Source organism: Sulfurimonas sp. (genome assembly GCF_029027405.1).
Taxonomy (GTDB): Bacteria; Campylobacterota; Campylobacteria; order Campylobacterales; family Sulfurimonadaceae; genus Sulfurimonas.
In genome coordinates this window covers 1280378-1304223 of record NZ_CP093396.1, presented here as the reverse complement: position 1 = coordinate 1304223, position 23846 = coordinate 1280378, and the positions used below count along the sequence as shown (strand labels likewise).

The following is a 23846-nucleotide window of genomic DNA, read 5'->3' as shown; positions in this document are numbered from 1 at the left end:
AGGCTTAAAGCCCAAGAATAAGGGGTGTGAAAATGCTAATTAGAGTATATTATGAAGATACTGACACTGGTGGTGTAGTTTATCATTCTAATTATCTTAACTTTTGTGAAAGAGCTAGAAGTGAAGCGTTTTTTAAAATAGGAATGACACCACAGCTTGAAAATGGTCACTTTGTTGCAAAAAAATTAACAGCACAGTATTATAAAAGTGCAAAACTTGGCGATGTATTAGAAGTGCAAAATAAACTAATGAAGATGAAAGCGGCTTCATTTGTAATACAACAAACAATATATAAAAATTCAGAAAAAATCTTTGATTTAGATATTACTTTAGCATATATTACATTTGATGGAAAACCTCAAAAGCTAGATGAAGACACAAAAAAGTTAGTTATATCACTCTTCGATTGAGTTGTATTTAATAAACCTATATTTAGCAGGTTTAAGCAGCTCAATAGGATAAATCATTTGATTTTCCTCTATAGTTATTTTATATTCTCTGTCTTCTCTTGTAGCAAGAGAAAAAAAGTAATCAACCCCAACAGTAGTCGTATAGTTAATCCAATCATAAACAATGTCATTTCCTAAAAGAGAGTTACTTTCTATAAAAATATTATTATTGTTAGTGATAGAATTTGCAATAATCATATTCTTTCTGTCTTGATATTGGGTTATTGAAAGGATAAGAGGATCATAGTTGATTTGAGTAGACAAAATATTTGTTGCATTCGTATCATAAAGTGTTAGCTGCGACATAATCATACCTGTTTTAACAATAGGAGTATTTATAAAAAATGAACTTTCTACAATATCTTCGTTTTCACTCAAATATCTCTCTAAATTTGTAGTCCTTTTTGGTATAGAAAACTTAACAACACTTCTATTTGCATCTAGTATTTGAGCTTTTGATTCTTCCACACTTAGGTTGTTGTCCATTGAAACACCATATATAAATCTATTTTTTTCATAAATGCTTAACTCTTTACCTATTTTTGAACGGTCATAAAAGACAACTAAAGGTGAAACCGCTTCTTTAAGTAGTAAGTCACTTTGTGCTTTATAATTTATGCCTCCATAAATTAAATAAGAAGAAGTTGTATTAATATCTTTTTTATTAATTGTTGGAAAAAATATATTCATATCAGGATCTATTTCTGCAACTGTTTGCGCACCTTTTCGTGTAAGGGGAGCAATTACATAATTAAAACCATCTGCACTGATTTTTAAAAGAGCTTCTTTTATATCTTTTTCACTTTCACTTTGTATTTTATAACTCTTTAACTCAAAAGAATGGTTTTTAGATATGAGGTAAGCAAATGAAGCATTTGTTGTTGAAGAAGCATATCTACCTATAATTTTATATGGTAAGAGTAGAGCAATATGAAGTTTATAATTTATAATTTGTGAGCCAATGTTTAAGATAGAAATATTCATCATTCTCACTTCATCTTGCTCTTCATTATTAAGTTTAGTTTGAGCATGAGAGAGAAATGAAAAAATCATATCGTTATCTAGATATTCTTGCATACAACTTTCTTCACATGGATAAGGGTCTAAGTTCTGAATATATGTTTTTGGTAATGGAATATTTGATATTAGGTAACTCTGCGCAAATAGAGATAGAGGAAGCAACATAGTTAGTAACAGTTTTTTTTTCATAGGCAACTCTTTATAGTTTTTAAATCATTTAAAGTGATTTTTTTTAGTTCAGGATTTCTCAGTAGATGCTGAGGGTGATATATTGGAATTAATTTATACTTTTTGAAGTCTATCACATGTCCTCTTACACTTTGGAAATCTTTGTCTTCATTTGTTAGTTTATAGTAACTTTGTTCACCAAGAGTAACAATTATTTTTGGTTTTATAAATTCTATTTGAGAAAAAAGATAAGATTTACATGAATCCCATTCAGATGCAGATGGAGTATTTGAATTTAATGGTTTACATTTTATGGCATGTGTAAAATAAATATCAGAGATTTCAAGTTTTAAAACATTATTTATCATGTTTGTTAAACTATTACCGCTATTACCAACAAAGTATGAGTTGCTAGAGTCTTCACTTAATGAAACGCTAAAGTCAACTATCATGAGATTTGCATTTGGGTTTCCAAAACCTTCCATACTTTGTTTTCTTGATTTGCTTAAATCACATAGATGACAAGAAGAAATATTTTGATTAAGTTCATTTAATGTATTTGGTTTTATATTTGAAGTTTTTATATTTACAGAAAAAGGATCTATGTATTCAAATCCAAGAGTTTTTTGGCGATAAAGATTTTGAAGAAGTAGTAAGTTTTGAAAAGACTTCATTTATTACCTTGGGCTTTAACTAGTTTGGAGAGTATAGTTAAAGAGTGATTAAATTCTACTTTGATAATGATTTTATGTTAGAATGTCGCAACAAAAGGATATCTTTGAATCACAAAAATAAAAATTTAAATATTTATAGTTTTTCATTAAGCTCTTCAAGCGAGGTTGGTAGCGTCGTTAGAGCTATTTGCGAACTTAATTATAAAAATTTGCTTATCCATATTTCTTCTTTTATGCACAACACAGTTTTAGTTCAAAATTTAAAGCTAGAGCTACAAAAAACACTTTCAGACGCAAAAATTGTTATGTTTAAACATGATAATAAGACTAAAACTTCTTTAATTATTTATAGCTTAAATGACATTTTTAATACTGGAGATATAAGCGATGTTATATTACAAAAGATTCAACTTTTAGATAATGAAAAAACACAAGACTTACAAAATGTGAAGAGACAACTACTAAGTAGATATTTCACAGATCATTTAACTAGTTTTCCAAATATGTATCAACTTAGAAAAGATTTACATGACAATGAAGAATATGCCCTTGTTTCAATAGCAATAGATGACTTTGCGACTATAAATAATTTTTACGGCTACATGGTTGGTGACTATATAATAGAGCAAGTTGGAAAGTATCTTATTCAAAATGTAAATAACAGAATATATAGAGTTTCTGGTACAGAATTCACTCTATATCTAAAAGAAGACTTAGGTTTTTATGACTTGAAAAAGTATCTTGTTAAGCTATATGATAAAGTTAGTAATATTTTAGTGATTTATCAAAATTATGAGATAAATGTTAGTTTAACACTTGCATCATGTGCAAACTACAATCAAGAAAATCTTTTCTCAAAAGTTTCCATGGCTCTAAAATATGCAAAAGACAACAGAATGCCATTTTGGATTTATGAAGATAGAATGAATTTTGAAAATGAATATGAAAAAAATTTAAGTGTTTCAAATGTTGTAAGACGCGCTGTAGAAGATTCTAAGATTGTTCCATATTTTCAACCTATTATAGACAATAAAACACTTAAAATATCCAAGTATGAGTGCCTCGCTCGTTTAATTGATGATAATGGTAGAATCATGTCACCGACAATATTTATCCCAATAACAAAGCGCATTAAAGTATATAATCATATAACAAAAACCATTATAGAAAAAGCTTTTGAGGTATTTGAAGAGAACAAGTATGAATTTAGTATCAACTTATCAATGGAAGATATTTTGAATAGTGGAATTTTTAACTTTATTATTGATAAATTAAAATCAAGTAGTGCTTCAAAGAGAGTAATATTTGAGATAGTAGAATCAGAAGCCATACAAGATTTCAACAAAATAGCACGCTTTATTAATGAGATAAAAAGATATGGCGCAAAAATAGCAATAGATGATTTTGGGGATGGTTACTCAAATTTTTCTTACTTAACTAGAATGAAAGTTGATTATTTAAAAATTGATGGATCACTTATAAAAGATATAGATATTAATAAAAATTCACTTTTAGTAGTAGAAACGATAGTAGATTTTGCAAATAAGTTAGGCATAAAGACAATTGCTGAGTATGTTCATTCAAGTACGATTTTAGATAGGGTAAAAGAGATGAAAATCGATTATTCTCAAGGTTATTATATAGATGAGCCACTTTTAAACATTAAATAATAAAACTTTAGTCATAATTAATATTAATTTAGTAATAAAGGTATATATTGTGAACAAAATCAATAATTTAAGTATAAGAATCAAGTTATTTATGATTTTTATTATTCCTGCGTTAGCTCTGACTTTTCAAATTGCTTCAAATATTATAGATAAAAAAACTATTATCCAAGAAGAAAGTATTTTAGCTATTTCAGTTGAAATTGCAACTAAGGTTAGTTCTTTCGTGCATGAAGTACAAAAAGAAAGAGGTGCAACTGCTGGGTATCTTGGCTCAAGAGGAAAAAAATTTGCTTCAACGCTTAAAACTCAAATAGCATCTACAGATGTAAAACTACAAGAATTAAAATCACTTTTAAAAGTCTCAGACTTAAGTGTATTGCCATCTCTTTATATAAGTAAATTAAATAATGCTTTATTAAATTTAAATAGCATTGGAAATATTAGAAGTCAAGTAAATTCTTTGTCTATAGATAAGTCTAAAGCTATATCATTTTATACAAATTCAAATACTCTATTTTTAGATTCGATTGGTGAATTAGCAAAGCTTTCACAGGACTCGGATATAGTAAAAGAATTAAACTCTTATGTTAATTTTTTATATTCAAAGGAAAAAGCTGGAATTGAAAGGGCGGTAGGTGCTGCAGCCTTTTCAAGCGATAGCATCTCTTCATCTGCTCGTATAAAGTTTAACAATCTTATAGCAGAACAAAATAGTTATATTAAAAGTTTTAAAATATTAGAGAGTGATAAAGAAGTGACTTTTTATGAAGATATAATGCGTGGTAAAGTTATAGATGATGTTCAAATGATGAGAGATGTTTTACTAAATTCTAAAAATATTGGAGGCTTTAATGTAGATGCTTCACTTTGGTTTGATACTATAAGTAACAAAATAACTAAACTTAAAAAAATTGAAGATTATATAACCACTCAGTTCACTCCAAGTTCAAAAATGTTTAAAAAATCAATAAACATATTGATTTCTTTAAATAATGTACTACATGAATCTCAAAAAGAAAGAGGTATTACAGCTCTATACTTGGCTAGTAAAGGTGCAAAATTTGATGATGTTTTAATAAAACAAAGAAAATCAACAGACTATAAAATAAAAATATTCAAATTAAAAATACAAAATTTAGATACATCTAATAATGAATTACTTTTCAAAAAGTCTATTAAAAAAATACTTAATAATCTGAAATCTTTGAAAAAAATAAGAACAGATGTGAAAATACAAAGCATATCACTAAAAGATGCTATCTTATTTTACACTCAATCAAACAATGCAATGTTAAACGCAACATCAAGGCTAATAAGCTCAACAACTAAAGCAAAAGATGCTAAAAATTTAAACACTTACTATTCGTTTTTAATGTCAAAAGAAAAAGCAGGAATTGAAAGAGCTGTCTTAGCAGCTGCATTCTCAAAAAATCAATTCGAAGATAATATGAAAGTTGAGTTCGTGAAGCTTATAACACAACAGTCAACTTATTTAGACTCTTTTAAAGCAAATGCAAATGCAAATATTTTAAAATTTTATCATAAGCATGTATCTTCAAAAGTTTTCAAAGATGTGCAAGAGATGAGAAATATTGCTTTAAATACATCAACGGTTGGTGGGTTTGGAATTGAAGCTTCTGCTTGGTTTGATAAAATTTCAAAAAAAATAAATTTACTTAAAAAAATTGAAGATAAATTGTCTGTTGATTTAATAAGTCATATAAATGAAATAATAGATAGTGAATCAAGTAACTTAGTAATGCTGATTATTTTTGGTTTGATTTCAATTTTGATATCAGCATTTTTTGCTTTTATAATTTCTATTTTTATTACCAAATCTCTAATTAGTATTTTAAATACTGCAAAAGATTTAAGCTCAGGAGATGGGGATTTAACCAAAAGACTTGTAATTACTTCTGAAGATGAAGTTGGTGATGTGGCTAAAGAGATAAATAAGTTTATTGAAAAAGTTCAAATAACAGTTGATTTAGTTAAACAAGGCAGTATGGAAAATGTTTCTATTGCTGAAGAACTTTATGGTTCTATTGAAAGTGTTAAAGGCAATATCTCACATGAGAGTGAAGTAGTACAAAAAGCCACAACTGATGTTGTAAAAATAAGTTCAAGTCTTCACGAAAGTGTAGATGATGCAGGTTCTAATTATAAACAGATGGAAAAAGCAAGTGCAAACTTAGTAGATGCCAATATTAAAATAGAAAAGTTAAGCAAGCAAATTAATGAGACTAGTGAAACAGAACAAGAGTTAGCTACTAAACTTGAAGAGTTAAGTAAAAATGCAACAGATGTTAAAGATGTCTTAACAGTTATCGGTGATATTGCAGATCAAACGAACTTACTTGCTCTTAATGCTGCCATTGAAGCAGCTCGTGCAGGTGAACATGGACGAGGTTTTGCTGTAGTTGCAGATGAAGTTAGAAAACTTGCTGAAAATACACAAAAATCACTATTTGAAATAAATGCATCTATAAGCGTGATAGTTCAATCTATCTTAGATGCTAGTGGACAGATGAATAAAAATGCAAAGATAGTTGTAGAACTTGTTGATGTTTCAAATGATGTTGAGACTGCTATACATGATTCTAATAATATAATGCAAGAAGCGTTGAATACATCTTCAAAAATCATGAAAGATTCAGAACAACTTTCAGTTGAAACTTCTGAAATCGCTAGTGATATATCCAATATAAATAATATTTCTTCTCAAAATTTAAAGAGTATTGATGAAATGACAACAGCTTCTTCATATTTAAGTAAGGTGACATCTGATCTAAAGTCACAGCTTGATGAGTTTAAAACTAACTAAAATTCTTTCGTTTTCAGCTTAAAAAAAGATTTAAATTCTTAATCAGAATAACCTTTTTTTAGCTGGGCTTTTTTTGTTAATATTTGTACGCTTTGAGTTATATCATCAGATGCTATATGATAGTGTTCATGTAGTTTTTCCAAAGAATCATCTATTTTTTTACTAAGAGTTTGAATTAAAGAAACTATTTGTTGTTCTTGTGTTGAATTTAACTCTTTTGCAATCAAACTAAGTTGTGATTGAGATTTCACATAATCAGATTTTATGACTTCAACCTCTTTTACTAGACTTTTAATAGTTGTATAAAGATTATGTAGTCCACTATTTTGAGATTCCAAATCATTCATTTTTTTAGATGATAAAATCATCTGTTTCATAATCAACTCACTTTGCTCTCCAATAGAACCTAATTTGTTTTCACTCTCATATAAAGTTATACTTAAACCTTCTGTATGTGACTTTAAAGACCCTAGCTGTTGTTCAAAAGCTTTTGTTACACCTGATAATTCTGTTATCGTTTTTTTAACAATAGCCTGTGCTACTGTATCTGCTATTGACTTCATACTTATTAGACTTTCTTTTAACTGTTCCATATCTTCAGAAATATCATGCCTACTATCAACTGCTTTATCCAAAATCAACTTAACTTGATTGTAATGGTCTTGTTCTGCAACTCTTAAAATATCTAAATGCTTATGAACAACATTATCAAGTTCTGGCAGCTGAACATCTGTAAAATTATCAAATGATTTTGTAACACCTTGATGCCAAGAATCCATTTCCTCAAACTTATCTAAAAATTTATTTTGATTTATTTTTATAGCATCTAATGCTTGTATATCTTGTTTGAATTTTTCACGGACTTCTACTTGTACATTTCTATCTTCTTGTTGAGATAAAATCATTCTTGATTCTAACTCAGTTATAAACTCTTTAAGCTCACTTACTTGAGTAGTTATAACTTTTGCAAATTTATCTTGCGCTCTTGCGCTTTGTGTCTGTTGTGTTTGATGTAATATATTCATAACAATATAAAGTAGTAGGGCTACAAGAAGTGGTAAAAAAGATTCTCTTAAAAGTAAAATAACATCAGTAATATCAGGGTGAATAATAAAATGAACGACACTACTAATAGCACCTATACCTATCATAAGAGGTGCATAGTTTATTTTGTTTGGGTGTTTAAGTATGGAAATTTGTCTTAAAAATAAAATCGCCATAACTCCGAAGGCTAAAAGTAAATCGTTATCAAACACCGTAAACCCCTTTACTTTAAAAATTAGAGTTATTTTATCATAAATTATTATAAAACTATATCTAAAATTTCTTTTGGTTCACTCACAACCACTTCATGTTTTGACTCTTTTGAAAAACCCCAAGTTACAAACATAGAACTTATTCCAGCATTTAAGGCACTATCTGTATCTTTTGAACTATCTCCTATCATCCATGCTTCATCTATATTTTTATCAAAATTATAATGATTCAGTATTTCATTTATCATCTCTGGGTCAGGTTTTGAAGTACTAACTTTATCAGCACCAATAATTACATCAAACATATAATCTACTCCTAAATGCTCTAACATTCTTAAAGCAAAAGGAGTTGGAGCATTTGTGGCTAAGGAAATTTTTACTCCTGAATTTACAAGACTACTTAACATCTCTAGTATGCCATCATATAAATATGGGTTTTTAGTACATTGAGTAGCATAATGAATTTCAAAAACATCTTTGTCTCTTTCATGATAAATATCAGTCTCATAAAAAAGTTTTGGTAGGTTTCTTTCTCTCATATTAATTGCTTTAACAACAAACTCCTCACTTAAAGGAGCAAGATTATAGTGCATGTTTCTTATATAATTCACAGAAATAGTTATATCTTTTTTAGAGTCTATAAGTGTCCCATCCATATCAAATATAACTATTTTCATTTAATAGTATCTTCAGAAGCACTATGTTTATTTATAGTTTTTTTTAACATTTAGTTACCTCATTTTATTGTATATATTTTCTAATGCATCTATAAAATGTTCACTGTCATTTGGACATCTACATACTCTGTACTCTTTAAAACCCAGTTCATCTGCTATTTCTCTATACTCAATCTCTAGTTCAAAATCTGTTTCAGAATTATCAATCGTAAAAGCCAAAGGAAAAATAATCACTCCCCTATTTCTAACACTTTTAAGTTTGTCCCCCAGTGATGGTTGAAGCCATTTCATAGGTCCAACTTTGGATTGGTATGCCAAATGAATCTCATGAAATTTCATCTTTTCATCTGTTAAAATCTTTTTTAATATCTTTACATGTTTCTCAATATGACGCTGATAAACATCTCCAGCATCTATGATTTTTTGAGGAAGTCCATGAGCAGAAAAAATCATGTCAAAATCTTCATACTGTGCATCTGCCATCTTCTCTTTAATTCTCTCTACAATTGCTTTATTATAGCTTTCATTTTCAAAAAAATGCTTTATCTCTACTAAAGTAGCATCTCCACCTTCGGTGTGATAATGCTCTTCAAAGTCATCTAATGATGACTTTGTTGTAGTTGTAGAAAACTGAGGATATAATGGAATCAGGTATATTTTCTCAACTTCTTCTTTATTTATTTTTTTTATCACTTCAGATGCAAATGGAGGAGTATACCTCATAACAAAATCAACTATAACATCATTACCAAGTCTTTGTTGCAACTTTTTTACAAGACTTTTAGTATGTCCTACTATGGGGGATTTTCCGCCAAGTTTACGATAAATATCTTGTGATTTTTCAGCCCTTGAAAAAGTTATCATTCCACCAATAAACTTTCTCAATAGAGAACTCTTCATTGTCAATATATTCTTATCAGCAAACATATTTTTTAAAAACATCTCAACTTCATCAAGATTGTTTGGTCCACCCATATTTAGTAGTATTACTGCTTCTTTCAACTATTTTCCTCTTGAACTCTCAAACTAATCTCATAAACAACTTGCTGTAACTCTAACATATCTTCATATATGCTATAAAGTGTACTTATAAATTTATCGCCATCTATTATAAGTTTTGGATCTAATATTTTGTATGTTGCCATACCTTTGAACAAACTAAGATGAGCATCTGGCATTTTGGCATTAAAACCTCTTGGGTATCTTTTGTAGCCTTTTTCTATGACTTTATAGCCTTTAGCATCTATACTTTTAAGTAAGGTACTTAGATATTCTCTTCTTTTGTCATCTTTTATGTACTCTCTATAAGCATCTAGCATAGGTTTTTCGAACCATCTAACACCAACTGCTACAAAAAGTTCATCAGGAGAAAAATGAAGATAAAAAGATGAAGTCTGCATACGACTTCCATTTCCTTGCCAAAATATTATACCAATTCGATGTTTGAGAGGTACTTTTATCGCACCCATTCTTCTTGTATCTCGATAGATGCGAAAGAGTGATTTGTTTATTTTAGGAGAAAAGTTTATAGTTGGTTCTAGAGCTTGGAGATGCTCACCAAACTCCTCTACAAAAGCTCGTGAAGGATTCAAGATAAACTCTTCATACTCACTTCTATGTGCTTCAAACCACTCTTTATCATTGTTTTTACGGATAGACTCTAAAAAGGGAAGAGTTTTTTTACTAAAACCTTTAAAGTCCATTTTTCTTAGCCTAAGCTATCTTTCTATTTCTAAAAGCTATTAAAACGAAAACAAATATTACAGCATAAGTTATAGGCACAAAATCAGGAACAGGAACTGGGTCACCTTTTGCATAAGAGTGAAGTCCAGCAAGATAGTAATTTACTCCGAAGTAAGTCATGATGACTGAAGAATAAGATAAAAGTGAGATAACTGCAAAATTAAATTCACTATAAATTAACTTAATAAACCTTAGATGCACAACAATAGCGTAAATCAAAATCGTTACTAATGCCCATGTTTCTTTTGGATCCCAACCCCAGTATCTACCCCAAGACTCATTTGCCCAAACACCACCTAAAAAGTTTCCAATAGTTAGCAGAACAAGCCCAGCCATTAAACTCATCTCACTTATAGAGTTCAACTCTTTTATAGATAAACCTATATGCTTTTCATTGTTGGTTGTTTTAATCATAAATAATAAAATAACAATAAAGCCTAAAAGAGCACCTAGACCTAAGAAACCATAACTAGCAGTAATTACAGCGACATGAATACTTAACCAGTAAGAATTTAAAACAGGAACAATATTTGTAACTTGAGGATCCATCCAGTTTAGATGTGCCACAAATAAAATCAAACCTGTTAAAATAGCTGTAGATGCCATAGTTATAGATGAGCGTTTTGAAAAAATAAAACCTGCTAAAAGTGTTGCCCAACCTATATATATCATAGACTCGTAGCCATTTGACCAAGGAGCATGACCTGAAATATACCATCTCAAACCAAGTCCAAAAGTATGAGCTATAAAAAATACCACTAAAAGACCTAGTATAATTTTTGAATAAATTGCTAAGTTGAACTTTGGTTTAATAATTTTTACAAAACTTAGAACTAAAAGTATAAAACCTAATATAAAATAAAAAGGATAAAGTGATTCAAAGATATTAGCTTTATTATAAAAAACTTCTGCTCGAACTCTATCAAGAGATGGGTAAACTTCTCCACCATAAAAGCTTTGATATTTTGCTAATTTAACAATCGCTTTGTTTGCATCACTCCAATCAGAATTTTGTAATGCTTTATCAATCGCTGTAAAATACTCTACCGCTATAATTCTCAATCTTTCACCATCAACTGGCGTAAATGTCTGAAGTGCTTCTATTGTTGGGTACCATTTATTACTTACATCATTTGGTTTTGGCCAAATTCTCATCAAAGAACCTGTATAAACAGAGTAAGAAATATTTACTCTTTCATCAACTTTTAAAGCAGCTTTATCTAACATATTTCTATGTTTTGGCTCTTTTCTAACTGCTTCATCTACAATCTGTGCTAACTTATAACCACTCATTTTATCTGGGTCTGAAAAAAACTGAGCGAAAGAGGCATACTTGGCATCTATACTTGTACCAATAATTTTATTTATCTCTTCATTTTTTGTATAGATAATTTTTATATCACGATAAGCATCTGGCTTTACCATCATTCCTAATATTACTTGGTTTGAGTCTAATTTATACTCACCTACATTAACATGTGAGCCTCTATATATTTTTGCTAATATTTCAGTTGATAGAGTATCCATAGGCTTCATCCTACCGCCACTATCTTGTATAACTAACTCTCCAAATTTTTTAGCATGTGCCTTATCAAAAGACATAATAGTTTTAATAGTTGGATTTAAGTCCTCTGCAAACGATGGAGAAATACTAAATACTAAAGCTAGAGCGATTAAGCTTCCAAGTGCTTTTTCATCAGCCGCTTTTTTTGCTCGTTTTGCCAACTGTGCAAATCTATTTTTTCTAGAAAATAAAGACCAAACCATACCTAAAGATAAAAGAAAATAACCTATATAGGTAGGGAGTGTTCCTGGATCATTGTTGACAGAAAGAACAGTTCCTTTTTCATCTCTGTCATAAGATGATTGAAAAAATCTATAACCACGATGCTCTAAAATATTATTCATGTAAATTCTATATGGCATCTCTATATTTTGCTCTTTATCGATTAAAATAACTTCACTAGCATAAGATGCTGGACTCATTGACCCAGGATATCTGTCTAACTCAAAGTCTAAAAGTTTTACCTCAAAAGGAAGAGTAAGTCTTTTTGAACCATAAGACAAATGAACATCAACACCGTTTATCTCATTGTGATGTTCTTTTGCCATTCTTCCAGATTGTCCATATATAAGAACATTTTTTGAAACATCTCCTACTTTTACATTAAATCTAAGTGCATCTATACCTGGTCTTTGTGCAGATGCATTCGGATTTGAAACAATTTTTTTCTGTGCATGAGCATAAAAATTACGAAGAACAAATCCGCCACCAGCAGTAGAAAAAAGTGTTCTTGTCGTAAATGGCTGTTTATCATTTGCATCTAAAACACCTTTTGAATTATCATCCATCTTTAAAAATGTAAGAGGCATATCATGTTTCATAAAAAATTTATCATCTTGAACAAAAACAGATATTGTCATCTTATCAAATGATTTTCCTGAGCCAAAATCTAAAACGAAGTTTTCACTCGAATAAAACTCACCTTCGATAAGCGTGATTGGCTCACCTTTTCCACTACCAGTAACCATCATAGATGCCATAGCCTTGCCAGTTTTCGACTCAACTGTTGTCTCAACCGCATCTGGAATATACTCTATCATCTCAACACTAACTTTTTTACCTTCGATTTCAAGGGAAGCATTTACATTGTTAATAAGTCGTTTGGAGAGGTATAATGATTGTTCTGAAATAATATGTTTATCTCCTACTTTTGCATCTACTCTAAAGTAAGTATCTGAACTTATCATAGTCGAAGAAGTAGCACCTTCACGAATATGCATAGTTCCTTCATATCCAACATAACGAGTAATTGCTGCACCAATAAGTATAACAATAAAAGAAATGTGAAACATAAATATAGAAGCTTTCTTTATAGTATACATTTTATAATTGTAAATATTTAACATAAGGTTTATGGTTAAAAAAAGCATTAAAACTTCAAACCATCTAGCGTTATAAACATCTGCTTTAGCAGTTATAGTTCCATAATCATTTTCTATAAATGTTGCATAGCCAATAGCTAAAGCGAAGAGGGACATGAGAACTGCCATAGTTTTCATAGAACCAAAAAGAGAAAATAGTTGTTTCATAAAATAGCCTTTAAATTAAAAAGCTATTTTAGTTAAAATAAGATAATGGAGGATTAAGAATTACAACTCTTCTAAAAAATCCTCTATATATTCAGCTATTTCGGCTATTGCATCTGTTGCTTTAGCGTAATATACTTTAGTAAAACAACTATCATCTATAGCTGAACTTTTTTCTAAATTATTAAGTATTGATTTATCTGTAAGTTGTGCAAAGTATGTTACATCTAAAACATTTCCACTAGTTCCAATTATTACTATTAATTCACACTCATTTAGTTTTTGAGTAAGTATCTGGTATTTAGGTGCTGCTTCACCAAAGAATACTATATTTGGTCTAAGTTGTGAGCCACAAGATTCACATAAATTGGCAAAAGAATCTTGTGCTTTATAAGCAATATCAAATATCTCATCACAACCTCTACATCTAAGTTCTTTTAAAAAACCATGAAGATGTACAATTTCATCACTTTTCATACCAGCCTTTTCAAATAAATCATCTACATTTTGAGTAAGCACTGCTATCTCTTGAGGATATTTTTGCTTTAGTTCTACTATGAGTTGATGAGCATAGTTTGGTTTTTTATCTTTTATATCTTCCCGTCTTGCATCATAAAACTTTTTTGTTGCTTCTTCATTTGTATCTAAACATCCAGCAGTACAAACATCTTCAATGCGGTGGTTTTCCCAAAGTCCATCACTATCTCTAAAAGTAGAGATGCCAGACTCAGCACTTATGCCTGCTCCTGTTAAAATTAAAACTTTACTCATAAAAAATCCTTTAAATAATATAACTAATTAACTTTAAAATAGATTTAGGATATTATTTGAGAAGTCATAATAATAGGAGTAATTTAGCATGGGTAGTTCAAGAGAAAAACTTTTAGATGTAGCCTTTGATGAGTTTTATTATAATGGTTACTATTCTACTTCTATAGATAAAATTTTAAAACAAGCCAATATGAATAAAGGTTCTATATATCACTTCTTTAAATCTAAAAAAGAGTTGGGACTTGCTGTCATAAAAGAGCGAGTGCATGATTATATAGAAAATAAATATTCAGTTCTTTTACAATATGACACTAATATTATAGAAGAACTTTTAAAACTAATAAAAGATAGAAAAAACTTTGATTTTGTATCAGGGTGTAAAGTAAATAACTTAGTTCAAGAACTATCATCAAAAGACAAAGAATTTAAATCTGCTTTAGAGACAGTATATTTTAGATTTGAAAAAATCATAGAAGATGTACTTTCAAAAGCTATCCAAAATAAAGAGATACAACACAATAATGTTAAATCCTTAGCTATATTTGTTGTAGCATCTATAGAGGGTTGTTTAATCACTGCCAAAAAATCTCATGATGCTGGTATATTTAATAACTGTATTTCTCAATTAGAACTTTTCTTAAATTCACTAAAATTCAAAAAATAATAAAGCTATATCAAGTAGACACTATTGACTAATCAGTCAACTTTCTGATACACTCACACTTGACTAATTAGTCAAGTGTTATATAGGAGGATTAGTTATATGTATAAATATAAGATAAAAAAATCAATAGAAGGTAGTTTTTTAGCGATTGGTTTTGTACTCCTTTATGGAAGTGGATTTGTATTTACTCAGTTTGGATTAGAAAATGCATCACCTATGGCATTTTTGGCTTTAAGATTTTTCATTGCTTTTATTATTTTACTTACTATTGCATACTATTTAAAATCTTCTTGGCCAAAAACTATAAAAGAGTTTTTACATATCTGTATAGCAGGAAGTTTAACTGTAGGTACTTTTTCTATTGGTGTATTTTTATCAATTTCTTATGGTGTAAGTGCTTCATTAAATGCTTTAGTTATAGCTTTACAACCAATTGTAGTAACTTATTTTGCAATGAAATTTTTAGGTGAAAATGTAAGCAAATATGTAGTTATTGGTCTTATTACTGGGTTTACAGGTGTTTGTTTGGTTATTATCTCTTCTATGAGTTTTTCTATGACAGAGATATTTGGGATATTGTTTTCTTTTGTTGCGTTATTTGGTTTAAGTTTTGGTAATTTATATCAAAAAAAATACTGTGTAAATATGAATCTTTTTTCAGGGGGAGCGATACAAACATTGTCTTCTACAATTTTAGTGATTCCTTTTTTATTTTTTGAAGATATTCATATGAATTTTAATAGTGATTTTATCATAGCCTTATCATATATGAGTGTGGGTGTGAGTATAGGAGCATTATCATTACTCTATATTATGATAGAAAAAGGAGCAGTCTCCAAAGTATCCTCTATTTTTTATCTTATGCCTGTAAGTGCTGTATTTATTTCATGGTTACTATTTGATAAAAATGTAGATATTATGGTCATAGCAGGAGTAGTTATCATTTTTATTTCGATACTTTTAATCATGAAGATAGATAAAAAATAATTTTAATAAGTTTATTTTATTTGTAGTTAAAAATAGTTGATGTAAAATAAGTGACAGGGAGCATTATGAACAAATATACCGACACAGTAACAATTCTTTATGTTGAAGATGAGCAAGATATTTTAGATGGATATGCAAAAGCACTTAGTAGAATTTCAAAAAAACTTTATACTGCAAGCAATGGTCTTGAAGGTTTAGAACTTTATAAAAAATACCTTCCAAATATAATAGTCACCGATATACAAATGCCAATAATGAATGGCATAGACATGGCAAAAAAAATAAAAGAGATAGATGCAGATGCAAATATAGTCTTTACTACTGCTCACAGTGAAAGTGCGTATCTTTTAGAAGCTATCGAACTACATGTCGAAGGTTTTTTACTTAAGCCTGTACAAAAAAAGTCACTTCAAACTTTAATACAAAAATTATCATATAGAATTATGCTAGAAAAGCAAAACAAAGAACAAAGAGACATACTTCAATATATTATTGATTCCGAAAACAGTATAACGGTGATTACCGATACAACCAATATCTCATTTGTTAGTACCTCTTTTTTAAACTTTTTTTGTGTCTCATCTATAGAAGAATTTCATACTAAATTTTATACTTTTTTAGATATTTTCAATAATGAAAATAACATTATAAACAAAGAAAATATATTACAAAATATAAGAAATGGCAAAGATTTTTACGACTGCATACAAGCTATAGACGAAACTTTAAGAGTAGTAAAATTAAAAAATAGTAAAAATATTTATAAATCATTTTTTATCAATGTATCAAAAATAAATGATATAAATTATCTAATAAATTTTACAGATATAACAAAATTAAGCCAAGAAAAAGAAGCTACCGAAAAAAAAGTATATAAAGATTCTCTTACAGGTATAAGTAATAGAGAAAAATTTGAAGAAGTTTTTGAATATGAACTTACTCAATCAAAAAGATACAATAGAAAGTTCTCTCTTGTAATTTTAGATATAGATCATTTTAAAAAATTTAATGATATGTTTGGTCACCTTATAGGAGATGAAATATTAACAATACTTAGTCAAAGCATAGAGCAAAATAAAAGAGAAAGTGACTTTTTTGCAAGATGGGGAGGAGAAGAGTTTGTTATACTTTTCACAAATACAAACTTAGAAATTGCCACAAAACTTACTGAAAACTTTAGAAAAATAATACAAAACATACAGCATAAATCAGCAGGTAAAGTAACAGCTAGTTTTGGACTAAGTTCGTACAAAAAAGGTGACACCAAAGAGTCGATTTTCAAAAGAGCAGATGAAGCACTTTATGAAGCAAAACATAGTGGTAGAAACTGCTTAAGAAGTGTTGTTTGAAACTAAAAATAAAATTTTTTTTAGTTTTTACTGTTTTAATGTTTTTTATGTACTATATAAATAATCTCAATCGTGAATCTCTTATACAAAATGAACGAAATGAAGCTTTAAAAGTACTACAAACTAACTTTGACATAACCATCAACTATAACGCAATAGATGCTAATGCCATGAATTACCTTTTCAAAAGTGATCCAAAAATTATTGATATCATATCAAAAGCGACAATAGCGAATGAACAACAAAGAGTAAAATTAAGAAAAATTCTTTACAATCATCTATTCAAAAAATATAAATCGATGAAGATGAAAGGTGTTCTTCAATTTCAGTTCACACTTCCAGATAATACGGTATTTTTAAGAATGCACAGAGTTGATGAGTTTGGAGATAATCTTAGCCAAGTTAGATATACTTTAGTTTATACCAATAAAACACATAAGGCAAGTTCTGGATTTGAACAAGGGAAAACTACACACTCTTTTAGAAATGTTTTTCCTCTTTTTGATGTAAATAAAAAATATATAGGGTGTTATGAGATATCTTTTAGTTCCAAACTAATGCAAAATAATTTAACAAATGTAAATAAAATATACTCTCACTTTCTTATAAAAAAGAATATATATAATACTAAAAAATGGAGCAAAAGTTATCTATATTTAGACTATAAGCAAAGTATAGAAAATAATAGTTATATATTTACATCTACACACCATAAAGATAAAATAACTATAGATAACTTAGCAGAATACATAATTAAACCTAATAAAAAATTAATTAAAAAAAATATGAATGATCAGAAAAAATTTGCATTTTTCAGTGTATATAAACACAAAGCACTAATTTTAGCATTTTTACCTATTCAAAGCATAAAAAATAAAAGTACATCAGCATATATAGTTTCATATACCGATTCACAACATATCATAAATATTCTTTTACGGTATCAACTTATTAACTTTTTATCATTCATTATTTTCTCAATAATACTATTTTTATTGTATAGGATTATAACAACAAAAGATTATCTTGAAGAAGAAGTAAAGAAACAAACAAATGAACTTATTCAAAAAGATAAAATTATGCAAGAACAATCAAAACTTGCAGCAATGGGAGAGATGGTTGGAGCAATCGCACACCAATGGAGGCAACCTCTAAACTCATTAAATATAAATATACAAAACTTAGATGATGACTATGTAGATGGGCTAATAGATGCTGAATTTTTAGACTCTTTTATAATTAAGCAAACAAAAACAATGAACTTTATGAGCAAAACGATAGATGATTTTAGAAACTTTTTTAGAATAGATAAAATCAAAAAGACATTTAGTGTTAAAGAGGCCATTTTTACTACAATTTCAATTCAATCAGCTCAACTAAATAATTTAAATATATCTATAAAAGTTTTAGGAGAAGATTTTAAACTAACTACTATTGAAAGTGAATTTTTGCAAGTTATACTGAACTTAATAACAAATGCAAAAGACGCTTTAATAGAGAACAAAACATCTAATGGAAAAATATTTATTAGTTTACAACAAAATATAATTACAGTTAGCGATAATGCTGGTGGTATTGATAAAAAAGTTATAAATAGAATTTTTGAGCCATACTTTACAACTAAAGAGCAAGGAAAAGGAACAGGAATGGGACTTTATATGTCAAAAATGATAATAGAACAAACCGTAGGAGGAACCTTGTCTGTTGCAAACAACAAAAAAGGAGCAGAGTTTAAAATAGTATTTAACTCTCTAGTTTAAAAGTGATTTTAAAATCTCCATCTTCTAACTCCTCTGCTCTATGAGAAATAGTAAGAGGTATTCTTTGATAAAGCGGGAAAGGCTCATGAAAGAAAAAACCAACCAATCTATCTGTTTTGTTTTTTAAAAGACTCAAACCTCTAATAGTATTTACCATTGGTTCTGGTGGCTGACACTCTCTTGCATCATACTCGTAAAATACAAGTCCATCTTCTTCAAAAGACTTAAACTGGAGTGTTGCTCCTTCTAATTCAACTAACTTTTTATTCAAAACTCAAACCCTTTTTGCTGTATATATATAACTATTATAACTATTACTCCATTCAAAGTATTTTAAAATTTTTTCAAAAGCTTTTATAACGATTGTATCATGAGAATTATTATCATAAATTGTTATAGAAGTATGGTAATACCTATTATATGTATCTATTGGGTGCATTAATATTTCTTGCCATGATATTTCTATTTTTCCATCATAAGGTTCAAATGGAACAGTTGAAATAATAGTCTTATTTGTTATTTTACATCTAAAATGACAAACTACATAAAATCTATCAATTTTTATAAACTCTAAAAGAGGAGTTACATCTTTATGGTTTATTGACATTGTTAAGAACCTTATATTAAATTATATTTAATAAAAGCAATTATTATGCCAAACTTAATTAAATAGATATTTTTATTTCAAAACATTTTTTTTGACTATCAAGTAGGTTTACTGAACCATTATGAGCCTCAGCAATTTGTCTAGATAGTATCAAGCCTAAGCCGTTACCTTTCAATTTTGTACTCTTAAAAGCCTCAAATAAATCTTGTTTACTCTCTATATCTACCCCTGTATCATAAATATAAAATTTATGATACTTTTCATCACATTTATAAATCATTTCAATAACACCATCTTCATTGTCATCAAGTTCTATGGCATCTATGGCATTTACTATAAAATTAGAAAAAAGCATCTCTAGTAGGTCTTTATCTGCGCTTATGTTAAAATCATCTTGAGGGAATATAAAAGATATTTCTTTAGAATAACCATAATAACCAATAGACATATCAAGAGAACTCTTTAAATCACTCCACATAAAAGATGTTTTTGTAACTTCAACACCCTTGCTAAACATCAAAGTTGCTTTAATTATTCTATCTATTCTATATACTGATTTTTGTATCTCTTCTACTATGGGGATGTTTTCAGGAATAACACGCTTTTTGAGAGTTGAACTAAGTAAAGAGATTGAACCTATCGGATTTCTTATCTCGTGAGAGAGATGCGCTGCCATTTGTCCCATTGTTGCTAAATTTTCTTTTCGTTTTTGTTCAGTTATATCAATAACACTAAACATAGTTTTATCTTTGTAGTTTGAAGTTTTTACAAGATACGAAAGAGAGTTAAACTTTATCTCATAATCCTCATCTTTAAATTCCAAAAGTTTTAGTAATTCCAATAAATCCCTAGCTTTTGAGTTTTGTAAGAATACTGTATTGTCATGATTTACAATCCAAATAGCATTTGGTAAAAACTCAACAACCTTTTCAACAGTATCTTGTAAATGAGCATAAGAAGATTTAAGTTCATTAAACTCATTTTCAACCTTATATGTTTGCTCAATTAAAAGATTTAACTCTTCTGGTGTTACAACTGCTTGATTTGACATAAATTTTCTCCGTTATTTCATCCCAAATTTTACTAAAATTTTGTAAAGTGAATGAGCATCTTCACTTCCTGCTAATTCTCTTATAGAGTGCATCGCAAAAGTTGGAATCCCTATATCTAAAGTATCTACACCAAGTCTTGTAGCCGTTATGGGACCAATAGTAGAGCCACATCCCATATCACTACGAGTAACAAACTCCTGATAAGACTCATTTATAGAAGATGCAACATGCATAAACTTTGAAATTGTTTTAGAGTTAGAAGCATATCTTTGATTTGCATTTACCTTAATGACAACACCTTTGTTAATGTGAGGAGTATGCTTGGAATCATGCTTAGACGCATAGTTTGGATGAATAGCATGAGCATTATCGCACGAAATCATCAAAGAAGTTCTTAGCATACCCATATATTCATCATAATCACTAAACATTCTTTTTAAAGTATTTTCTAAAAAACTACCCCCTGCTCCACTTGTTGACTCACTTCCTACCTCCTCGTGGTCACTTGCAATAAAAAGCATAGGCTTGTTGTCATCTACACTACAAATACTAAGCATACCAACATAACAACTAAGAAGATTATCGAGTCTTGCACTTGCTATAAAGTCATTATTTAAACCTACAAAAGAAGCTTTTTGAGTATCATAAAAACTAAGCTCATTTGCGTAAAGTTCTTCTACATCTAAAATTTCTAACTTTGAAAGTTGCCATTTTAAAAATTCATTAAATTCAAAATCTTCATTTGTTGTTAGTATTGGACAGATATCTGTTTGTTTGTTTACAGTTCTTTCTTTGTTCGCTTTATTATCAAGGTGTATCGCTAAAGACGGGATAACTGCGATAGCTTTTTTTACATCTATAAGTGCATCTTTTATTTCATCTTTTGAGTTTAAGTATGAAATACGCCCTGCAATAGACAAATCTCTATCAAACCAAGGATTTAAAAGTAAACCTCCATAAGATTCAACTCCAAATTTTACAACTCCATGCTCTTTTATCACAGGTTTTGGTTTTAATTTTAAATTCGGGGAATCTGTATGAGAACCAACCATAATATAATCACTTGCATCTGGATATGTAAAAGCAATAATACTAGAATCATTACGAGTTACAAAATACTTTTCACCCCTTTTAAGTTCCCACTTTTGCTCTTCTTCAAGCTTTAAAAATCCAGCATTTTCAAACATCTGTGACATATTTTTTGTAGCATGAAATGGCGTAGGAGAAGCATCTAAAAAGCCTAAAAGTCCTTCATTAAAATCTTCTTTGTTCATTTTTATCCTTTGGCTCTTTCTTGCAAAAAATTTGTCATATTTTTTGCAGACAATGGCTTAGAGTATAAATAACCTTGTACAAACTTACATCCATTTTCTAGTAAAAAACTTTCTTGTTCCTTTGTCTCTACACCCTCAGCAATTACTTTTAAATTTAAACTTATACATAAATTAATAACTGCGATTGTTATTACGGAGTCCTCTTGATTATCAATAATGCCGTCTATAAAAGATTTATCTATTTTTAGTTTTTTTATTGGTAATTTTGTTAAATATGCTAGAGATGAGTATCCTGTTCCAAAGTCATCAATAGCAATAGAAATTCCCATCTTATCAAGGGTTTTAAGAACTTCTATAGATTTATCTGGATTTTTCATAATTTCACTTTCAGTAACTTCTAGTTCAAGGTTATGATAATAAAAATCTTCACTATTTAATAAGCTATTCATAAACTCAATAAAATCACCACTTTCTAACTGTTTGATTGCTAAATTCATGGATAATTTACCTGGGTTTAAACCTGCTTTATCCCATCCTTTAAATGTTCTAATAGCTTGTTTCATTACAAATCTATCTAACTCTACAATCATACCGGTTAGTTCAGCGAGTGGTATAAACTTATCTGGAAAAACAAGACCTAAGGTTGGGTGTTTCCAACGGACGAGAGCCTCCATTCCTACTAATTTATTTATTTTTACATCCATCTGTGGTTGAAAAAAAACTACTAGTTCATCATTTTCCAATGCACTTCTTAATTCTGTTTCGAGAGAAATTCTATCTAAAGCTTTTTTAGTCATATTTTCATCATAAAAACAGTAGGTACTTCTACCACTATCTTTTGCTTTATACATGGCAGCATCTGCATTTTTAAGAAGTGTATTAGGAGTATCTCCATCATTTGGATAGAATGCAACACCAACACTCATACTAATATGAAATTTTTGCTTATTAGTAATAAAAGGTTTTTTAACAATCTTCATACATTGTGTAATAAAGTTTGATATAAAATCAACATTTGAGATGTCATTTAAAATAATACAAAATTCATCTCCACCAAATCTAGAAATAGTATCTGATTTTCGTATTTCATTTTTCATTCTATTTGCAAATTCAACTAAAATCATATCCCCAATATGATGACCTAACGAATCATTTATCTCTTTAAAATAATCTAAATCTATAAACAAAAGTGCTATTTTTTTATCATATCTATCTGCCAAACTAATTGACTGCTTTAATCTATCAACAAATAAAATACGATTTGGTAAATCTGTTAAATAGTCATGATTAGCTTGGTATTCTAGCTGTTCTCTTTGTTCATCAAGGCTTCTAAGACTTTTTTCTAAATCCATTTGTATCTTTTTAAGCTTGGTTATATCACGACATGCTCCAACAGTTCCAATAGCCTTTCCATCTTTATCGTAAAAAGGAGCCTTATATACTTCTAAATACATAAGTTTACCTTTTACATTGCCATACTCTTCAAATTTCATAGCCTTATCTTGTTCTATAACATCTAGGTCACTATTAAAACAAAGTTCTCCAAAAGTATGCCAATCAGGTTTATCTTTATGTGCATTTCTCTCACGAAGAGCAAAAAACACATCACCCTTCCCTATCGGCTCATTTATATTTTTTGCCATTAGTAAACCATCACAGATAGCTTTGTTAGCATATAAATAAATTCCTTCTAAATCCTTAACCCAAAACATATCTGGAAGATGTTGCGTTAAAAGATTTAACAGTTCAGAATTATGTTCTTTTAAATTAGTTAGTTTAAATGGCATTTTAACCCTTTTACATTCATATGA

General features: G+C 29.0%; 20 protein-coding genes. 7 read left to right on the top strand and 13 right to left on the bottom strand.

What is annotated here, in order from left to right:
* The first annotated feature begins 32 nt into the window (after positions 1-32).
* Entirely contained in the window at positions 33-410 is a 378-nt protein-coding gene (locus tag MOV42_RS06125) for a YbgC/FadM family acyl-CoA thioesterase (RefSeq protein WP_324172893.1), read from the top strand.
* Here MOV42_RS06125 and MOV42_RS06120 read toward each other — a convergent pair.
* Together MOV42_RS06120 and MOV42_RS06115 are read right to left on the bottom strand one after the other, a co-directional pair.
* Positions 396-1658 carry a hypothetical protein gene (locus tag MOV42_RS06120; protein WP_324172892.1) on the bottom strand — a complete coding sequence of 421 codons (1263 nt, stop codon included), beginning with the start codon at positions 1656-1658 and terminating at the stop codon, positions 396-398. The two genes, MOV42_RS06125 and MOV42_RS06120, sit on opposite strands and share 15 nt — an antisense overlap.
* Positions 1655-2311 (bottom strand): uracil-DNA glycosylase, encoded by a 657-nt coding sequence (locus MOV42_RS06115; protein WP_324172891.1) that lies wholly within the window; start codon positions 2309-2311, stop codon positions 1655-1657. The genes MOV42_RS06120 and MOV42_RS06115 overlap by 4 nt, the downstream gene beginning before the upstream one ends.
* A gap of 104 nt (positions 2312-2415) precedes the next feature.
* Here MOV42_RS06115 and MOV42_RS06110 point away from each other — a divergent pair, with 104 nt between their 5' ends.
* Positions 2416-3981, top strand: coding sequence for a GGDEF domain-containing phosphodiesterase (locus MOV42_RS06110; RefSeq protein WP_324172890.1), 1566 nt, complete (start codon positions 2416-2418; stop codon positions 3979-3981).
* 49 nt (positions 3982-4030) lie between these two features.
* On the top strand, positions 4031-6805 hold the full coding sequence (locus MOV42_RS06105) for a methyl-accepting chemotaxis protein (RefSeq protein WP_324172889.1): 2775 nt from the start codon (positions 4031-4033) through the stop codon (positions 6803-6805).
* A 38-nt stretch (positions 6806-6843) separates the two neighbouring features.
* Here MOV42_RS06105 and MOV42_RS06100 read toward each other — a convergent pair whose 3' ends face one another.
* From MOV42_RS06100 to MOV42_RS06075, 6 genes are read right to left on the bottom strand one after another with little or no spacing between them, the layout of a single operon-like run.
* On the bottom strand, positions 6844-8061 hold the full coding sequence (locus MOV42_RS06100; protein ID WP_324172888.1) for a hypothetical protein: 1218 nt from the start codon (positions 8059-8061) through the stop codon (positions 6844-6846).
* 47 nt (positions 8062-8108) lie between these two features.
* The gene (locus MOV42_RS06095) at positions 8109-8738 is read right to left on the bottom strand and encodes an HAD family hydrolase (RefSeq protein ID WP_324172887.1); all 630 of its coding nucleotides are present in this window, start codon (positions 8736-8738) and stop codon (positions 8109-8111) included.
* Positions 8739-8792: 54 nt separating this feature from the next.
* Positions 8793-9740, bottom strand: a complete 948-nt coding sequence (gene hemH, locus MOV42_RS06090; protein WP_324172886.1) for a ferrochelatase — start codon at positions 9738-9740, stop codon at positions 8793-8795.
* Entirely contained in the window at positions 9737-10441 is a 705-nt protein-coding gene (locus MOV42_RS06085; RefSeq protein WP_324172885.1) for a DUF2461 domain-containing protein, read from the bottom strand. Before MOV42_RS06085 ends, hemH begins: the two co-directional genes overlap by 4 nt.
* Before the next feature lie 10 nt (positions 10442-10451).
* Complete coding sequence (gene ccsA / locus MOV42_RS06080) at positions 10452-13574, bottom strand: cytochrome c biogenesis protein CcsA (RefSeq protein ID WP_324172884.1); 3123 nt, start codon at positions 13572-13574, stop codon at positions 10452-10454.
* Positions 13575-13634: 60 nt separating this feature from the next.
* Positions 13635-14342 carry an SIR2 family NAD-dependent protein deacylase gene (locus MOV42_RS06075; RefSeq protein ID WP_324172883.1) on the bottom strand — a complete coding sequence of 236 codons (708 nt, stop codon included), beginning with the start codon at positions 14340-14342 and terminating at the stop codon, positions 13635-13637.
* Positions 14343-14430: 88 nt separating this feature from the next.
* Between MOV42_RS06075 and MOV42_RS06070 the strand changes: the two genes are divergently transcribed.
* The 4 genes from MOV42_RS06070 to MOV42_RS06055 all read left to right on the top strand — a co-directional run bounded on the left by MOV42_RS06070 (position 14431) and on the right by MOV42_RS06055 (position 19102).
* Positions 14431-15006, top strand: coding sequence for a TetR/AcrR family transcriptional regulator (locus MOV42_RS06070; RefSeq protein WP_324172882.1), 576 nt, complete (start codon positions 14431-14433; stop codon positions 15004-15006).
* A 99-nt stretch (positions 15007-15105) separates the two neighbouring features.
* Positions 15106-15993: a DMT family transporter gene (locus tag MOV42_RS06065; protein WP_324172881.1), complete on the top strand. Its 888-nt coding sequence runs from the start codon at positions 15106-15108 to the stop codon at positions 15991-15993.
* Positions 15994-16058: 65 nt separating this feature from the next.
* Positions 16059-17342: a diguanylate cyclase gene (locus MOV42_RS06060; RefSeq protein ID WP_324172880.1), complete on the top strand. Its 1284-nt coding sequence runs from the start codon at positions 16059-16061 to the stop codon at positions 17340-17342.
* Positions 17339-19102 carry an ATP-binding protein gene (locus tag MOV42_RS06055; RefSeq protein ID WP_324172879.1) on the top strand — a complete coding sequence of 588 codons (1764 nt, stop codon included), beginning with the start codon at positions 17339-17341 and terminating at the stop codon, positions 19100-19102. The genes MOV42_RS06060 and MOV42_RS06055 overlap by 4 nt, the downstream gene beginning before the upstream one ends.
* On the opposite strand, the gene MOV42_RS06050 is transcribed toward MOV42_RS06055, so the two are convergent.
* Genes MOV42_RS06050 through MOV42_RS06030 form a run of 5 tightly spaced genes read right to left on the bottom strand, consistent with a single transcriptional unit; the run spans position 19086 to position 23822 of the window.
* Positions 19086-19373: a hypothetical protein gene (locus MOV42_RS06050; protein ID WP_324172878.1), complete on the bottom strand. Its 288-nt coding sequence runs from the start codon at positions 19371-19373 to the stop codon at positions 19086-19088. The two genes, MOV42_RS06055 and MOV42_RS06050, sit on opposite strands and share 17 nt — an antisense overlap.
* A gap of 3 nt (positions 19374-19376) precedes the next feature.
* Positions 19377-19709 (bottom strand): hypothetical protein, encoded by a 333-nt coding sequence (locus MOV42_RS06045; protein WP_324172877.1) that lies wholly within the window; start codon positions 19707-19709, stop codon positions 19377-19379.
* Between the two features lie 58 nt (positions 19710-19767).
* Positions 19768-20760: a HAMP domain-containing sensor histidine kinase gene (locus MOV42_RS06040; protein ID WP_324172876.1), complete on the bottom strand. Its 993-nt coding sequence runs from the start codon at positions 20758-20760 to the stop codon at positions 19768-19770.
* A 12-nt stretch (positions 20761-20772) separates the two neighbouring features.
* A complete protein-coding gene (locus MOV42_RS06035) occupies positions 20773-22035 on the bottom strand; it encodes a M18 family aminopeptidase (RefSeq protein WP_324172875.1) in 1263 nt (420 codons plus the stop codon).
* A gap of 2 nt (positions 22036-22037) precedes the next feature.
* Positions 22038-23822, bottom strand: coding sequence for an EAL and GGDEF domain-containing protein (locus MOV42_RS06030; RefSeq protein ID WP_324172874.1), 1785 nt, complete (start codon positions 23820-23822; stop codon positions 22038-22040).
* Between the last annotated feature and the right edge of the window lie 24 nt (positions 23823-23846).

Coding starts and splice junctions, on each gene's coding strand:
- MOV42_RS06125 (WP_324172893.1), top strand. CDS start 33: ATGCTAATTAGAGTATATTATGAAGATACTGACACTGGTGGTGTAGTT.
- MOV42_RS06120 (WP_324172892.1), bottom strand. CDS start 1,658: ATGAAAAAAAAACTGTTACTAACTATGTTGCTTCCTCTATCTCTATTT.
- MOV42_RS06115 (WP_324172891.1), bottom strand. CDS start 2,311: ATGAAGTCTTTTCAAAACTTACTACTTCTTCAAAATCTTTATCGCCAA.
- MOV42_RS06095 (WP_324172887.1), bottom strand. CDS start 8,738: ATGAAAATAGTTATATTTGATATGGATGGGACACTTATAGACTCTAAA.
- MOV42_RS06085 (WP_324172885.1), bottom strand. CDS start 10,441: ATGGACTTTAAAGGTTTTAGTAAAAAAACTCTTCCCTTTTTAGAGTCT.
- ccsA (WP_324172884.1), bottom strand. CDS start 13,574: ATGAAACAACTATTTTCTCTTTTTGGTTCTATGAAAACTATGGCAGTT.
- MOV42_RS06075 (WP_324172883.1), bottom strand. CDS start 14,342: ATGAGTAAAGTTTTAATTTTAACAGGAGCAGGCATAAGTGCTGAGTCT.
- MOV42_RS06070 (WP_324172882.1), top strand. CDS start 14,431: ATGGGTAGTTCAAGAGAAAAACTTTTAGATGTAGCCTTTGATGAGTTT.
- MOV42_RS06065 (WP_324172881.1), top strand. CDS start 15,106: ATGTATAAATATAAGATAAAAAAATCAATAGAAGGTAGTTTTTTAGCG.
- MOV42_RS06060 (WP_324172880.1), top strand. CDS start 16,059: ATGAACAAATATACCGACACAGTAACAATTCTTTATGTTGAAGATGAG.
- MOV42_RS06045 (WP_324172877.1), bottom strand. CDS start 19,709: ATGTCAATAAACCATAAAGATGTAACTCCTCTTTTAGAGTTTATAAAA.
- MOV42_RS06040 (WP_324172876.1), bottom strand. CDS start 20,760: ATGTCAAATCAAGCAGTTGTAACACCAGAAGAGTTAAATCTTTTAATT.
- MOV42_RS06035 (WP_324172875.1), bottom strand. CDS start 22,035: ATGAACAAAGAAGATTTTAATGAAGGACTTTTAGGCTTTTTAGATGCT.
- MOV42_RS06030 (WP_324172874.1), bottom strand. CDS start 23,822: ATGCCATTTAAACTAACTAATTTAAAAGAACATAATTCTGAACTGTTA.